10 protein-coding genes are annotated in these 17,426 nt (G+C 36.1%); 7 read left to right on the top strand and 3 right to left on the bottom strand.

Features of this window, described 5'->3' with window-relative positions; genetic code table 11:
* Nucleotides 1-15: 15 nt before the first annotated feature.
* From AC3WOM_RS11340 to AC3WOM_RS11320, 5 genes are all read left to right on the top strand, one after another.
* The gene (locus tag AC3WOM_RS11340; protein WP_492446803.1) at nucleotides 16-972 is read left to right on the top strand and encodes an ABC transporter substrate-binding protein; all 957 of its coding nucleotides are present in this window, start codon (nucleotides 16-18) and stop codon (nucleotides 970-972) included.
* A gap of 98 nt (nucleotides 973-1,070) precedes the next feature.
* Nucleotides 1,071-2,702 (top strand): helix-turn-helix domain-containing protein, encoded by a 1,632-nt coding sequence (locus AC3WOM_RS11335; RefSeq protein WP_492446801.1) that lies wholly within the window; start codon nucleotides 1,071-1,073, stop codon nucleotides 2,700-2,702.
* A gap of 35 nt (nucleotides 2,703-2,737) precedes the next feature.
* Nucleotides 2,738-3,802, top strand: coding sequence for a helix-turn-helix domain-containing protein (locus tag AC3WOM_RS11330; RefSeq protein ID WP_492446800.1), 1,065 nt, complete (start codon nucleotides 2,738-2,740; stop codon nucleotides 3,800-3,802).
* Nucleotides 3,803-3,970: 168 nt separating this feature from the next.
* Nucleotides 3,971-4,963, top strand: a complete 993-nt coding sequence (locus AC3WOM_RS11325) for an ABC transporter substrate-binding protein (RefSeq protein ID WP_492446799.1) — start codon at nucleotides 3,971-3,973, stop codon at nucleotides 4,961-4,963.
* The gene (locus AC3WOM_RS11320) at nucleotides 4,960-5,760 is read left to right on the top strand and encodes an alpha/beta hydrolase (RefSeq protein ID WP_492446798.1); all 801 of its coding nucleotides are present in this window, start codon (nucleotides 4,960-4,962) and stop codon (nucleotides 5,758-5,760) included. Before AC3WOM_RS11325 ends, AC3WOM_RS11320 begins: the two co-directional genes overlap by 4 nt.
* Nucleotides 5,761-6,312: 552 nt before the next feature.
* Here the strand turns inward: AC3WOM_RS11320 and AC3WOM_RS11315 are convergent.
* Both AC3WOM_RS11315 and AC3WOM_RS11310 read right to left on the bottom strand, forming a co-directional pair.
* Entirely contained in the window at nucleotides 6,313-10,707 is a 4,395-nt protein-coding gene (locus AC3WOM_RS11315) for an S-layer homology domain-containing protein (protein ID WP_492446797.1), read from the bottom strand.
* Nucleotides 10,708-11,228: 521 nt separating this feature from the next.
* Complete coding sequence (locus tag AC3WOM_RS11310) at nucleotides 11,229-12,797, bottom strand: sensor domain-containing diguanylate cyclase (RefSeq protein ID WP_492446796.1); 1,569 nt, start codon at nucleotides 12,795-12,797, stop codon at nucleotides 11,229-11,231.
* 222 nt (nucleotides 12,798-13,019) lie between these two features.
* On the opposite strand from AC3WOM_RS11310, the gene AC3WOM_RS11305 reads away from it, so the two are divergent.
* Both AC3WOM_RS11305 and AC3WOM_RS11300 read left to right on the top strand, forming a co-directional pair.
* The gene (locus tag AC3WOM_RS11305; RefSeq protein WP_492446795.1) at nucleotides 13,020-13,928 is read left to right on the top strand and encodes a CAP domain-containing protein; all 909 of its coding nucleotides are present in this window, start codon (nucleotides 13,020-13,022) and stop codon (nucleotides 13,926-13,928) included.
* 487 nt (nucleotides 13,929-14,415) lie between these two features.
* Complete coding sequence (locus tag AC3WOM_RS11300; protein ID WP_492446794.1) at nucleotides 14,416-15,600, top strand: CaiB/BaiF CoA transferase family protein; 1,185 nt, start codon at nucleotides 14,416-14,418, stop codon at nucleotides 15,598-15,600.
* A 48-nt stretch (nucleotides 15,601-15,648) separates the two neighbouring features.
* Here the strand turns inward: AC3WOM_RS11300 and AC3WOM_RS11295 are convergent, their stop codons facing one another.
* The gene (locus tag AC3WOM_RS11295) at nucleotides 15,649-17,133 is read right to left on the bottom strand and encodes a hypothetical protein (RefSeq protein WP_492446793.1); all 1,485 of its coding nucleotides are present in this window, start codon (nucleotides 17,131-17,133) and stop codon (nucleotides 15,649-15,651) included.
* Between the last annotated feature and the right edge of the window lie 293 nt (nucleotides 17,134-17,426).

The raw sequence follows: 17,426 nt of genomic DNA, 5'->3' as shown, positions 1-17,426 counted from the left end.
TTCGGAGGACTAGGTATGAAAACGTTTAATAAATATATGCTTCTTTGTAGCGTATTGCTAACTTTAGGAATAGTACTAGCTGCTTGTAGCTCAAAAAATGAAGCATCCAAAAAAGAGGAAGAACAACCAGCAGCAAGTAATGTACGTGTTTATAAAGACTATTTAAATCATGAGGTGGAAATCCCACTAGAACCAAAGCGAGTGATTTATCATGGCGAGGGCTATGGTGACATTGTCGCGTTAGATGCCCAAACAGTAGGTGCGGGCTTCTCCTGGATTACTGAATATGCATGGGAGAAAGAGGTACAAAATGTAGAGGATGTCGGTTTCCCAATCAATATTGAGAAAACACTTGAACTAAAACCAGACCTTATTATTGTTGCAACTTCAGATGAAAAGATCTATGAACAGCTATCCAAAGTAGCACCAACCATTGTATTCGATACCTTTGCACCTTTAGAGCAACGTTTAGCGGAACTTGGAGATATATTAAACAAGAAGGAAGAAGCAGAAAAATGGCTCAGTAATTATAAAGCGAAGGCAGATACAATGTGGAAATCCTTAGTTGACGAAGGAGTTTTAAAAGAAAATGAAACGGCATCTGTTTTAACCTACTATCCTGGGGATCGACTGTTTGTGATGGCACGTGCAGGGCTTTCACAGGTTATTTACGACTCCAATGTCTTAAAGCCTGGCGACAAAATACAACAAATCCTAGATGAAGGGACAGGATTTGCTGAAATCTCCACAGAGCTTCTTCCTGAGTATGCAGGAGATCGAATTTTTATCCTTACGCCAGTACCTGATGAAGCGAAACAGTCTACAAAGGAAATGATGGAAAGTCCAATTTGGAAGGGGCTCCCTGCTGTAAAAAATGGGCATGTCTACACAATTGACATTCGAAAAGCTGATAGCGATGCCTCAACTAGAGAATGGCTACTAACTGAACTACCAAATATGCTAAAAAAATAAAAAGTAAAGAGACATTTCATCTTTGTTGAAATGTCTCTTTACTTTTTATACAATACAGTTAATTGATAATGATTTTCATTTAGAAAGGAAGTCCACTAATGGAAGACAAAAATTCAACTTCTTTTACCAAAGACTTACTTTTTCATTTAGAAGCTATTGACTGTATTTCTCAGAGCTATCCGTTTATTTCAACCTCCTATCATACTATGATTCTTTTTACAGATGGTTGTGGAACATTAACGATTGATGAAATTCCCTATCTTGTGACTAAAGGTAAGATCTTTCTTATACAGCCTCATTCAATGATTGATTTTTCGGATATAACTAAAGGTTTTCGTTTCTATAAAATTTCCTTTTCAGTTTTTCAGTTAGTACAAGGACCTTCTCCATATGTAGGACCTATTTTTTCTGAGCAAGTGGAATATACGTTATACCCTACTACCCGCTTTATTCGGCTAACCGAAGATTTGTATAATATGAAGTCTCAATCGGATTATCTTAAGCAACAAGTAGTCTTGTATGAATTATTACATTTATTATTTGAACATCAGCTTCATATGGATTACCAAGTAAATATTACAAAGGCTGTTGAACAAACAATTGACTATATACATAAGTATTATCAGCAGCCTTTAACCGTTAAAAAACTTGCTGAATTAGCACATATAGCTCAATGGCAATATAGTGCAATCTTTCAAACTTTAACAGGGAAAAAACCATTGGATTATTTAACAAATCTACGCCTAAAAAACGCAAAGGAATTACTACTGCAAACAAATGAACCTTTAAAAGATATTGCTCAGCAGGTTGGATTTGATGATGAATATTATTTTAATCGCCGCTTTCGACAGATTGTTGGCATTCCACCAAAGCAGTTTGCTCGTCAATATAAGCAAAGGACTATTGTTAAAGATTGGACAGGGCATGAAGTAGAAATTCCTGCCTCACCCCATCGAATTATTTATCATGGAGAAACATTTGGGGATATGTTGATTTTTAATGTACAGCCAATAGGTGGGGACAAAAAATCTATTAGTAAATCATTTTATAAAAACCACGTTCCCTATGTGCAAGATGTGGCATTTCCAATTAACGTTGAAAAATCTTCAAAGCTGAATCCAGATTTAATTATCTTTACAAATAATGACGAGCAGCAATATCAGGCATTATCGTCTATTGCTCCAACCATTACATTAAATTCATGGGATTCTTTAGATGAACGTATCCTTCTACTTGGGCAGTGGCTTAACCAAAAACAACAAGCAGAAGATTGGCTAGTACATTTTAGACTTCAAGAAAATACAATGTGGCAACAGCTACAAAAGGTTGTAAAGCCTGGTGAAACGGCTACAGTTTTTACTTTTGACCATGGTAAACGTCTATTTGTTATGGGCTGTACAGGTCTATCTCCTGCGCTTTTTCATCCATGCGGATTCCAGCCTCATAGACAAGTTAAAAAATTACTACAAGCAGGAAGAGGCTATAAGGAAATACCAATAGATCACTTATCTCAGTACGCTGGAGATCGAATCTTTATGCTATTATCTGACAAGCATGAATCTCAAATAGCTACTATGGAATTGCTCAATAGTGATAGTTGGAAAGAACTCCCTGCTGTTCGAAATAACCATGCTTATTTAATTGACGCAACAAAATGGAATTACAGCGATGCCTTTACAAGAGAGAAATTACTAGGTGCATTACCGAAGCTATTGGTTAATGTAAAGTAATTTTCACACTAACAAATAAGAGGTGACTTGTTAACATGAAAACGGAAAGTGCTACAGATATGATGACAACTCAAATATCTTTAAAGGATATTCGAAATTATATTGCGAAAAACCATCATCAGCCTCTAACGATTGATCATTTAGCTTTCATTTCTGGTCTCAGTTCCAACTATTTTGGTGAGGCATTTAAAAAGGCATTCGGCCAAAGTGCTACTGATTATTTAACAGAGCTACGCATTGGACATGCAAAACAATTACTTCGCGATACTGACTTATTGTTACGTGATATTGCTAGAAAGGTTGGCTACAGTGATGAGTTTTATTTCAGTCGAAAATTTAAAAAGGAGGTTGGAGTTTCGCCATCCTCTTATAGCAAAATAGCTCGCCAGCGAATTTCTACCTTTTCTGTAACCACTACTGGAAATTTATTAGCACTAGGAATAATACCTGTCGCAGCGCCACTCAATGCTAAATGGAGTCCATATTATTACAACCATTACCAGGATCAAATTCATGTGCATTTAAATATATTTGATGCAGAATCAGAGGATAACTTCAGAAAACTAGCGGCTGCAAAGCCAGATATTCATATTTTTCAGGAAGAACCATCCCTATCCATGCTAAATTGGCTTGAATCAATTGGCGTCAAAAATGTGTCTATTAAGGCAAAGGATTGGAAAACTCAGTTAATAGAAATAGCTGACATCATCAACAAACAGAGCACTTGTAAATATTTCATTCAAACGTATGAGCAAAAAGCATTGCAGGCAAAGTTAGAGATCAAACGAGCTGTTGAAAAGGATACTTTTGCTGTACTTCGATTATGTGGAGATCAATTATTTATTTATTGTAATAAAGGAATTAAAGATGTTCTCTTTACAGATTTACAGCTTCATCCAATTGATGCTCAGCAACAAACATGTAACGAGCTTATTACCCTTGAACAGCTATTAGACATAAACCCAGACCGTTTGCTATTAATCATTTGCCCTGATGCGGCAACTCGAAATTATTGGCTCACTTTACAATACCTTGACAGTTGGAAGAAGCTGCAGGCTATAGAAAATGGACATGTCTATGTTTTGCCATCGAATCCTTGATTTGAGTACTCTGCTATTGCCATTAATCGAATGTTAGATGAAACATTGTTAATGTTGACCGGAAAAAATCCAAATCTCTTTCCTGCTCCCGTCCATGGCATCCTATCTAGCACTGAATTATAATTCTATTTGAGAATCATTATCAGTAGAAGGAGACCTTGATGAACAATGAACGAAAACTGTCATAATCACCGTCAAACAATTTTTAAACCTGTCTTTGTGTTAGCCTCTTTATTATTTGTTATTGGCGTACTTACTGCCTGCAATGCTCAATCAAGTAATAAGGTAGAAACACAGGCAGCCCCAGAAAGCACGAAGGAGCAAAAAGAGGTTTATCCATTAACAATAAAGGATGAGCTTGGAAATGACGTGACATTACCTGCTAAGCCGACAAAAATATTTGCGCCTGTCATGGAGGATTCGCTGCTTGCTTTAGGCATAAAACCTATGATGCAATGGTCAAATGGCGTTAAGCCTCAGCTATATTTGCAAAATCAATTACAAGGTGTGCCAGAAATTAGCTTTGCAGGTGGTCCCCCATCTGCCGAGGCAATTATGGCTAACAAACCAGATTTAATTATTTTGCACAACTCTTTTTATGTTGAAAATGGCACATATGAAAAATATGCAAAAATCGCCCCAACATATGTGTTTAAAAATGCAGCAAGTGATTTAGAAGGTTCTATTAAAGAATTAGGGCAGCTACTTAATGAACCAGATAAGGCTGAGCTAGCATTACAAAGTTATCAAGAAAAAGTGGACGCTGCAAAAGTGAAGCTAGCTACCATTACCAAAGGGAAAAAGGTGGCCTTAATTCGCTTTAATGCGAAAGGTATGTTCTTTATGACTGATGAGTATTTCAGTGGTTATGTATTAACACATGAATTAGGCTTTGAACAAAGCAGCTTAGTGAAGAATGGTGCCTTCGAGGTGTCATTAGAAATTTTACCAGAGCTTGATGCAGAATATATTTTCCTCATCAATGATGGTAATCTTGGAGATGATTTTTTAAAGGAATTTAAGGAAAGTAAAATTTGGCAAAGTACAGCTGCCTTCAAAAACAATCAAGTATACGAAACATCAGGAGATTATTGGCTAAATGGGGGCATTCATGCACAAGGAAAAGTCATAGATGATGTATTGGAGTTTTTAACACCATGAAAACAATGACAAAAAAACCCTATGTATCAGAAGGCTATTTTGAAAACGCGATGACTTCCCAACAACAATTAGACTATCGAATTTTGATTGCACCACCAGCAGATGGGCCACCAGAAGATGGCTATGCTGTGATTTACGCCTTAGATGGGGATGCCCTTTTTCCAACGCTTGCAGAGGCAGTAAAGTTACAAACAAGAAAACCAAAAGGCTTCGATCCCATTCTTGTTATAGGCATTGGCTATCCCTCGAAGGAACCATTTGATATGGAACGACGCTGCCATGATTTTACACTACCTGTAAGTGAAGAAAATCTGCCACCACGTCCTGATGGTACACCTTGGCCTCCTAATGGCAAGGCGAATGATTTTCTAGATTTTATTGAGCATGAACTGATGCCTACGGTGGCAAAGGAATGGCCCATTAATAAAAGTAAACAAGCCATTGTGGGGCATTCATTAGGTGGTCTTTTCACTCTATATGCTTTATGTGCAAGACCTTATTTATTCACGCACATCGTAGCTGGAAGTCCCTCTGTTTGGTGGGCTAACAATGCTGTGTTAAAAGAAATAGATAGATTCAGTGAAACTTGGATTGGTAATCATGCTATCAATCTCCTGCTCACAATTGGTGCCAATGAACTGCCCGATATGCTTGAAGGAGCTGAGCAAGCAGCAGAACGAATGAAGCGTTTAAGTGACAAGAACATTCACACCGATTTTGTGAAGTTCGATGAGGAGGATCATGTTAGTGTCCTTCCCTGTATGCTTAGCCGACTCCCTCGATTTTTATATACCTAATGACGATGAAAACCCCAAGTGACGATTTCTCCACACTTGGGGTTATTTATAGCATGTATAACGAAGTCGTATTTGAGCATCTCCTCCGTGACAACGATAAACATACTCGATGGAACTTTGTATGTTCAAAGATTCCTCAATGTTCAGTATCCTACGGCGAATATCTGTACCTTTATTAACGCATGATTCCATAGCAATAATGGTCTTCTATACCCATAAATCGTTACTACCTTGCATTATAAATGATAATAATTATCAATAAAAAAGCGATATATGAATTTTGATGTTTCAATATTTTAATCAATACTAATGTCTGATACTCACACTTTATTACTCTCTCATATAGCTTTTTTGTTAAGTTTTTTTTCAATGCCAACAAATTAAAGTTTATAAATAAAAGCCAAACAACCATAGCTCTCTACAATTGTTTGGCTTTTAATATCTCTCTAAATTATTATATTGATAAATTGATCATAACATTTAGAATTCAACACTTTTCTTCTTTAAAATGTGAACTAAAACTTTAATTAGATGTCTATTATACGATTTTGATTAAGGTTTTCTCTCAATTTTAATAAATTTCTGTTGGTCGTTTGTATCTAGCACACCTTGGGAAATATTACCGTATTTATCGACCGTTGCAAAGTAAATACGGTCACCTTCCATAAATACTTTATTCAGATTAGAAGACTTTGTAGTTAATGTTGAATTTTGGGAGTTATCTGATGAATTCTCAGGTTTACCAGTGCCTGCAACTGAAATACCGTTAGCAATACCAGGAATAGCTTGTCCAGCCGCTATTTGGTCAGCATGCTCACCTGCATAGATAATTTCTTCTGCAGTTAAGTCTCCAGGAACAACATTTACACGGACTGCATAATAGTATTTCAGATCATCTCCTGCGTTTGCAAGTTGATACATAAACTCAAGCTCTCTGTAAGAATGGATGTTCCCCACTGAGATATTCCCCTTTAATGTAGCTGATCTGAATGCCACACCCGATTTTTGATATACATATTTTCCAAAATCCTCAACTTTGAATTTATTACCTGTGTAACCTGTAATATTGTAATCGACAGCTTCATTCTTCATCTTCACTGTAAATGTTTTATCTGCCGTATTTGGTGCCACTGGTTTGATAATCAGCTTACTTTCATCCGTTGTTTTTGTACCTTGTGTATACTTAACAAATTGATATTGAGACGTAATATCTTGACCTGATTCATTCGTAATTGTAAGTAAATTTAAATTAGTTATTAAAGAATTGCCATTTTCATCGCGCATAATGGCCTCACTAAATGTAATCGTAAATGTATCATCTGGATTACGATAAACAATATTGCGTTTCTTTTGACCATCGACAGTCATTTCAATACGCGGTGGGGTACCATCAGAATAGAAATTTTCTCTCATCCAACCCGCGCTTGATTCATCGTAACCATCAGAATTGGAGTTGGATCTGTATACTGTTATATTTCCATACGTATCTACAGCACCAAAATATACAACATATTCCTTATGCGGCTCTAAAGTTACACCTGTAGCTTCAGATAATGGGAATGATCCCTTTCCACTTTTCTTAACGCTTGGGCTATTTCTTAATTTATCCTCTAAGAATTTACGTTCAGCAGGTGTATCAATTTTTAAATTTGCTGAATCATTTGTTGTGCCATCTGCATTTTTCTTCGGTACAAACCAATAATGAAGCTCTGTTGTTTCATCAGTATCAAAGGAAATCATAGCTTTCGTATCATCATTTTCTTTAGGTTTTACTACTAAATTTTTAATTAATGGTGCTCTTGTATCACCAATCATTTCCTTAGAGGTAATTTTCGAAATTTCCCCACCACGATCCTTTAAGACCATATACACGGAATAGCTTAAGAATGGATTCAGTTTGTCTTTTGTAATCGTTATAGGGAATTTTTTTGTTTTTTCCTCTAAATCAGCTGGACCTGATCCACGGTCAATATATATATCCTTCCCACCAATTTGGAAATAACCTGATTTCAATGATGCTTCATTTGCAAACTCATTCACAAAATCACGTTCTGTAATGCCCTTGTCTGTTAAATATTGCTTAAATGTTTTTACTTCTCCATTGTCTTCAACAGTATCAGGTAGCACCATATAATAATAAGTACCCGCCTTACTTGGCTTAAATTCTACTTCAGCACGTCTATAGTTGTCATTTTGATCTGGCTTACTAACTACATTTATAAACTCTATGACAGGCATATCAGATTTTTCATGGATATATTCCGCATAGTTTCGCACAGGTTTGCCAGGATCAACAGTATTGACATTTTCAAATTCATTATCCGCTAAGTCCTTTACACCCGGTAAAACAGTAACTCGTAATGTATCACCGTAAACAAAGCCTGTTTCAGAAGGGATTGTTAATAATACTTTTTTATCTCCTTCTTTATATTCTACTGCCGAAGGTTTAATTTTATTATGTCCATGAGTGTTAACAATAACTGTCCCTGATAAATCATAGTTATTTATATTACGAGCACTTTCAGGATCCAATGCCTCGTTTAAATATAAGTAAAATTGATTTGCTTTTCCTGCCGGTTCAAGCTTCGTCTGCTCAACATAAGGATGAATATTATCCAATGCACTTGTCGTAAACTCTTTGATGGCCTCTTTCGGAATAGGGTCTACTGAATAGTTACCCGATGCATCCTTCATCACCACGTAGAGCTGGTACACTTCCTCTGCCTCTAAGCCTGATAAAATCTCCGTAATTCCTAGCTTACCTGCAACAGCCTTACCTGTACCTGTTGGCTTTGCTACTATATCTGCAGTTGTTGGATCAGCTGCAGTCGTCTTTTTCCGAACATAGTAGTAATAGTCCCCTGGCTCGCTTGCTGTAAATGTAAACTCAGCTCGTTTTCCACCATGTAAAGGATTCACTTTTAGAGATTTTACTACTGGTGGTGATGCATCCTTCATCTGGAAGGATTCTGATTTAAGGTCAGAAACATTTTTCGCACCATCAACGACCATGATATAAATAACATATTCTTTTTTCTCACCTAGATTGGTAACTTTAAAGGTGTTGTTATTTAATATAGCCGAACCTGTTCCACTTGCAACATTATCAGTAGAAACACGATCAACCATTTCTCGTTTTGTTGGTGGATCAGCATCCTTTTCTCGAACTATATAGTAATATGTGCCGACTTTATCTGAAGTAAAGTCTACCTGTACATCACTACCATTCAATACAGATACTTTTGTGATATTAACGACAGGCTTAGTTTTATCAGCAGGCTTTTGGTTTTCAATATCATCCTTATCGATTGGTTTACCATCTGGATCTGTAATACTGCCAATATTATCTTTATCCTCTAGGAAATCATCGAAGATATTATTTGGCGATTCACCCTTCGGTATAATAACTTTGTCAATATACGTGTAGTCACCAATATCCACCCAGCCGTATGCATTATCCACATACAGTGTACCTACTCGACCGTCTATATAAAGCTCTAAATCTGTAAAGCTATTGTAGTTAATCCAGTCGATATTGCTATCTCCGTATATTGTCAGCTTTGTTTCTGTATCAAGGTTTAGTGTTCCGATATCACCTTGAATCTCAAATTCTCGAACACTTCCGATAATATCCACACGTGGTAGCTTAGTATTCGTTTCAATTTTTGTACCACTTTGAGATACAACTAAACGTGATACAGTACTGTTATAAAATTCAAGATGTTTTTCAACATTTTTCATGGTCACTTTTTCTTTAGACCAGTTTTCAAATGGTTTGTTTTTATCAGGGTTCTTCTCTGAATTTTGATTTGTCCAATTTTGAAGATCAGACGATGAATTGCTATTGGATGAGGACGAGCTTTCCCCATTGGAATTTTCCGGATTAGACCAGTTGATAAATGAGAAATTAGTACTTGCTACGCGCCCAATCGATAATGGCTTATAGCCGGTAACATTTAAATGTAAGGACGGACGCACTGTTTCGTTTACTATCATAGTGCCAGTCAATGTAATATTAGAAAATCCAATATAGTTTCCATTGACTACGATGGTTGCACCAAATGAACCATACTCACCATCAAAATCTAAAAATTTCGAACTTGTGCCGCTTGCATTCAATGTTAACTTAGATACAGATTGAATGGTTTTCCCGGATAAATTACCTTCAATAATTGCTCCCTGTAAAACCGGTGCATTATACTCATTAAAAACGTTTGCTAAATTTTCAGGTACAGTGTAAGGCTCAGCATTTATGTAGACTACATCATCTTCAACACCCGTAATTTTGTAAGAGGACGCATTACCCTTTTTATCTTGTGCGCGAACAATGAAAGAGGCAATCTGACCACGTGTTACTGGATTAAATGGAGAAAATGTAACTGGCGTAGTTCCATCTGTAACTTTTAAATCTACTAACGTTTGAATATAAATGGCATTACTTGTTTGGCTATTAACATCTTGAAAGCTATGATTATAATTTGAAGCTACCTCAAATTTAAATCCAAGCACCAGCATTTTAGCTAATTGACCACGCGTAATTACTTCATTTGGCATAAATGTTCCATTTGAATATCCTGACATGATCCCTGCATTTTGTAGTGCCGCTACATATTTGTAATATTCACTACCTTTTGGAACATCCTTATAATAAGGGTCCTGTACATTTTTCAAGTCTAACTTTAATACAGTTGCCAGCATTTTAGCAGCCTGACCTCTTGTTACATTTTGATTTGGTCGGAAGGTATTATCTGGAAACCCGCTAATTGCACCCTGAGAATGTAATTTTAAAATATTATCATAGTGACTTGAATATTGATCGATATCCTTAAACGGTGAAGTAGCTGCTTCTGCCTTTTGCGGTGGTGGCACTACTAAAGCAATTCCGCTAGTAGCAAAGACAGTTGCAATAAGTGCTTTGTTCACTTTTTGGATTTTTGTTTTATCCATCCCACTCATCCTTTCACTTATTGATTTTGATACGTACAAATATCAATTTCATCATACCCTTTATATCGACAGGTAATTAGAAAACCTTCATAGTTAATTCTAAAATACTAGTAGAAAGTCGTGCATTAATCGGTGCTTTGTGAATTTAAAGTGTACGTTTGAGTAGTGAATACGTCTCTTTGTGCATTTACCCTCCACAATTGGGCGACCTTCATATCCCTATGAGCATAATTCATTGTCTAATGAAATGCCTGCACAAAAAAACCAAGGAGCATCGGTGCTCTCTTGGCTTTAACGATATATAGGCATGCATCTAGTCGTTCTTGTAATTGTCATAAGGGAAAGGGGGATAACCTTACGTCTTGTCAAGTCGATCAAGAGATGTGTCCCGAGTTTGCATATTATTTGAATATGATTTAGAGGTTATAAGTCAAATCATTTAAGAGTAGCTTGCCCAAATGATTTCTACATTAATCATCTACCCTAAAAATAACAATGTATGCCTATATGTCATAAATTTTTCACTGATTTTCTTGTCCCGCTACCATTACTTGATTACGCCCTGCCTGCTTAGCAAGATACAGTGCCCCATCAGCAGCTTCAAATAATGCTTCAGTCGAGTCAGCCATCTGAGGATAGACAGCCACCCCTGCCGATAATGTCACGGGTCGGCCACAAGGACTAATCGTGTTAGCTAAAACATTTCGCAGCTTCTCTGCAACTGAAGCAGCTTCCTCCGCTGTAGTATTAGGTAACAGCATAACAAATTCCTCACCACCATAGCGGCAACACACATTTCCTTCTCGAGCTACAGCTTCCATATTTTTCGCTAAGAATTGCAAAACCTTATCCCCCACAGCATGACCATATGTATCATTCACACTTTTAAAATGATCTAAATCCAACATAATGATAGCGTGAGGTAACTTGTTTACTTGCCATTCTGCTAGCATTGCATCCATCGTACGTCGATTTGTTACCCCTGTCAGTGGATCAGTGGTTGATTGATCCTTGAAAAACATTACCTGTCCATGTAAAAATGATAAGCTCCTTATTAAGACACTTTTTAAAGAATACGCTTCAAAATACCAGCCTTTAACTGATTTTAGCCCTTCAACATTTTTAGTATCTAGACTCTCCTCTGTTAAAGTAGCTAGTTGCTGTAAAGGACTAGCGATACGCGCTGCCGCCCAAAGTACAATAAAGATTGAAACAAGCATAAGTGGTATGGATTTTATCGCCACATCCTGTACCCGATCAAACGAAGGTGCTAGTGCTACATCTAAAGGTCTTTGAGAGACAACTCCCCACCCAGCTAAAGATACTGCACTATAACCAGCAAGCATTTCAATGCCTTTTGTGTTCTCGACAAGCTGTGCTCCATTCTTCCCAGAAATCACAGCTTTCACAACTTTATTTTCAGTAACAATATCATTGATTCTACTTGGGTCCTGATGGTAAATTACTCGACCATCTTCATCTACTACATATACATAAGAGCCATCATGACTATAATGTTCTCCCAATAAAGTATTAAAGGCATTTTGTTCCTTTAAATAAATAGTTCCAGCTACCATTCCTAGATATTCATTCGACGCTGAGAATATAGGATAAGATATAAAAATGATTAGACGTCCTGTAATCGCCTCATAAGGTTTAGAGATAAGCGGCTCCTTTTTAGTTAAAGCCTCTTTAGCACCAACTGATGTTAAAACCTCACCCTTTATTTCGATAGAGGGTGGTGAGATAGAAAGTACACGACCATCTGCATTCGTTATAACGACAGAGTTAAACATACTATTTTGCATTTTCAAACGATCCGTTTCCTGATCTAATGCCTTTCCATCATTCATCTTTGAACCCATATTGCCAGCACTATAACCTAAAATTTGAAAAGCTTCCTCTAGGTAGGCATCTGCGGTAGATGCTAGTTTTTGTGCATACACTCGATTCGTTTCTAATGTGTTTTCTTTAATCGAGTCAACATTCATTCGGTAACCGCTCCAGATGCTGCCAATACTTGTCAAGAAAAAGGCAGCCATTGCTACTCCCATAATTAAATGTTTTAACTTTAACTGATTTGATTTCAACTTTCACACCCCTATTTTTCGTAAATAAGTACATTTTCTTATTTTATTAGAAATAATTTGTCGAAACAGTATTTTTTTAAAGCTATATTATATCTAAAGTAACATTATAGTGTAAGTGCCAAAATTTATCCTCTCGTTTTTTAATAAAAAATGTAGTATTTTTATAGTAATAAAACGCTATTTTCTGATAGATTTATTACTTTAACAGAAGAGGATTGAAGTATGTTGATTCATAAAACAGCTCCAATTTTATTGGGCTTTGGTATAGGATTATGGGCTAATGCCTCTATCAGCTTAAATAAAAAAGCTTATTCGAGTGCATTTACGCAAAAAAATTTCTCAAATAGTAGCTTTCAAAGTGAATACAAAATGGAATGGCATCGAATAGAGACGGACGATTCCCTATTTTCTCTTGTAGGAAGGCATAATTCTCAAGTCGTTGGTGGATACGAAACAAGGTTAGGGCATAGTGTATTTGGTATCAAAATAGGTACTAATCGAACAGAGGTTACTAAAATATATGGGTCTCCTCTCAAAGCTATTCACTATCAAAATACAAGTTATTTGCTAAATTATCTTGATTGTACAGACAAAGAAGCATATGGTACCTATTTAATCAATCAGCACTATGTCACTTTTTTCTATGACTTACACAAAAACAATATAGTTCGTTCTGTTCTTTGGATCCATGCTGCTACAGAATTAAATAAAAATGGCTTCTATGGAAAACCTTCAAATGAATTACGTACAGGATTTGAAGATTTAATGGTTGAACTCATTAATCATGAACGAGCCGTAGAAGGATTGCAACCACTTATTTATGACAATAGATACAATCCTATAGCTCGCCAGCATAGTAGTAATATGATAGCTCACCAATTTTTTAGCCATGAGGATCATATTGGTAATCATTCTAATGATAGACTTACTGCTGGTAGTGTAAATTATTTCTGGTATGGTGAAAATATCGCATCTGGTCAAAGCAACAGCATTTTTGCTCATGAGGCACTGATGAATTCTATAGGGCATCGTAGGAATATTTTAAGAAAAGAGTTTACGCATGTTTTTGTTGGCATCTGCTTTAAAAACAATGGTTCCCCTTATTTTACAGTGAATTTCTATTCAAAGTAATAGCGTACACTTTTTCTACACTATTAAGGTGACTTCCGTTCCAGACTACTTGCTTTGTCGGAACAGAAACCAACCCTTTGATTTGCAGAAGAGCTATACTCACCTTGATTTTCAATGACATAATATTTCTCAAACAATATAAAATCTCTATGTGTAATCTATTGCATAGAGATTTTTTCGTCTCATAATTAACGGAATTTTCAAACAAAAGGTTGTTATTTTCTGAAATTTGACAGAAAATCTATATTCAAAATTTTTTTACTTTTATTGTTATTCTGACATATAATTTTCAGACTAATTATTTTATAATAAAATTTAGCATAGTCAAGCCATTGCTTATTCTGTTATAATACTGATAAATTTAAACAACTCTGTATTAATACAGATATAATACAGGCTTTTTTACAAATGGGATTAAGAGAAAAGCGTTGCTAGGCCTCTTAGCATAGATGGCGTTAGCAGCCTACACAAAAAGGGGTTGGGAGATTTGGGTATTTTAAAGGGGTTAAAAATTCTCGATTTTTCTGCATTACTACCAGGGCCAATGGCGACAATGATATTTGCCGATTTAGGTGCGGAGGTTATTCACGTAGAATCTTCGAAGCGTGTGGATTTAACACGAATCATGCCTCCTTATGATGACGACCATGAGGCATATATACACCAACATTTAAATCGTTCTAAAAAGTCATTAACGTTAAATTTAAAATCGCCAGAGGCTGTGGAAATCGTTAAGTCACTCGTTAATGAGTACGATGTTATTATCGAAGGTTTTCGCCCTGGCGTTATGCAACGACTGGGCATCGGCTATGAGGCACTTAAGGAAATAAATCCAAAGGTTATTTATTGTGCAATTACAGGTTATGGTCAAACGGGACCCTATAGCAATCGTCCAGGACATGACAATAACTATTTATCATTAGCTGGTTTACTGGACTACTCTCGCCATAAGGATAAAAAACCAGTTTCAATGGGAATTCAGCTAGCTGATATTGCAGGAGGCACCATGCATGCTGCAATCGGCGTACTAGCTGCTGCATTACATCGTGAAAAAACAGGTGAAGGACAATATATCGATATTAGTATGACAGATGCTGTATTTTCACTTAATGCTATGTATGGAGCTGCATACATTGGAGGTGGACGAGTGCCTCAGCCAGAGCAGGAAATTTTAAATGGTGGCAGCTACTATGACTTTTACAAAACAAAAGATGGCAGATTTTTCTCAGTAGGAAGCCTTGAGCCTCAATTCCGCAAGCTGCTATGTGAAGCACTTGATATTCCTGAGCTCATTGATAATACTTTTAATGACTCATACTATACACAAATTCGTTTTAAAGAAGCTGTTCATGATGCTTTTTTATCAAAGACCTATAATGAATGGCTAGAAGTGTTCAACGAGGATTTTGAGGGATGCGTGGAACCCGTTTTAACTTTTCCTGAAGCATGCGAGCACCCACAGCTAAAGGCTCGCAGCATGATTGTTGATATTCCCAAATACGATGGTACGATGCAAAAACAAATTGCATCTGCCTTTAAATTTGACGGAGCTCAACCAGAATATAGACATGTAGGTGCCAAACTTGGAGAGCATAATGAGGAAGTGTTATCTGCTCTTGGCTTTAGTGTAGAAGAAATTACTGATTTAAAAGACAAGGGCGTTTTAGAATAAATATAAAAAAAGTGTCTAGTGTAAATATGCACTAGACACTCTTTTTAACTATTCATGCTCTACATATGCACTTATAAACACTCGTAAACTTTCAAAATGATCATCAATAAGTAAGTATTTTTTATAAATTTCTATCAATTTCTCAAAAAGCTCATACTGCTCTGTTATAAATAAGACTTTTAAAATATTCAATATATGGAGGGATGCGCTCTGTGCTACAAAATAATAGGAAGCTTCTGGTTGACGGTAATTTCTACGCCATTCTTCAACAGATAAGCCGATATGCTGTAATGAATTATTAACATGTAAAGCTATATCTTGCTGAACATAAGCCTCAATCGCAATAAATTGTTCATTACTATAGTTTTTCTGCACTAATGCTGCATGTATTTTTTTATTGGATGCAAGTACATGCTCCTTTAAAAGTGTTAATCCCTCTTGATAACGCGCGGTTCTTACGTAATGGTCAAGCAAAATGGCATACAAATTTTCTAGAAAATTCAGCTCATAATTTTTGATAATAGCTGGAGGTGTAGGCTTACGATTAGGCAGTAATTCTTTATATTCAAGCATAATCTCTATTGCATAATTATTAAGTCGCTCATCCTCTAATAAATATTCTCCGTACTGGATAACCAATTCATCATTCTTCTCCTGATATGCTATATGAAACAGAAGGTAGGCAATCAACACCTTTTCTTTCTCTGTCAAAGCATACATTGAATAACGCCAATCCGCTTCAAAAGCAGTAATTAATGACTTAACACAGCGATTATCCCCTTCAGCTAACCGGTAATGCACAACAATTTGGTAAAGATGTAACTGTTTTTTTTCTAAGCACGTCGAATTGTAGTTATCCACATAAGTTATACACTTATCCAGAATTTTTTTGTAATTATTCACAAAGTTATTCACATGTGTATAAGTTTTTCTTGCAGATCGCTCAAAATGACCAAGCATTTCATGAATAAATGTGAATTGTTCTAAAGGTTTGTGGATAAACAGTGAATAAATCTTTTTCATAAACAACCAATGCCAAAATAGAGTATGTTCTTTATAAATCATATGCACAAAATATTCATTGTTTAATTTATATAAAAATATAGTTTGGAGTTTGTTCACTGGCATTGTAATTTGCATCCGTTTCCCAAATATTAACCATATTAACCGCTCAAAGTCCATTGTATGCTGTGCAAAAAGCTGCTCAAAAAAGGACTCTTTCCCTTTTTGCGTATAAAAAAAATCATTCAGACGATCATGTACAAACTTAGCATCCATTCCTTGTTTATCAAAAAAAGCTTGCGCATCAGTAGTTACATGACCCCAATATTTCCTCGCAGTTGAAAAAGCAATGTTCATCGCCATTTCCTCATTCACTAAAAATAAATTTGGTGAAAGTGCAGAACCTAATATTTTTGGGTCTGCCTGTAACTTGTTCTCTGCCTCCAACCATGTTGACAGCAATTTTTCAGCACCCTTTTCACCACTATGCTTATATGCCATGAATAACTGCTCATCACAATCCAACAGCATACAATTGGAGCCCCCTATTAAATTCACCCAACAGATATCTTCCCCTATCATATAAAATACTAACAACCTAAGTTAATTCTCTTTCTTCAATATAACAAATCTTATCCAACATATGCTAAAAAAATCATGTTATGCCTAAAGAATACGACAACAGAATTCGACTAAATGCAACAACAAAAAAACCCATCTATTAGATAGTAACTTCTAATAGATGGGTTCATAGTGTTGAAAAATTAAATAGTCAAGGGACTCTTTGTGAATATTTAGTCAAAATGAAGGTGATTTCCGTTCCA

The organism is Lysinibacillus sp. FW301-JW8, from assembly GCF_058788755.1.
This window is presented reverse-complemented; position numbering and strand designations above follow the sequence as displayed.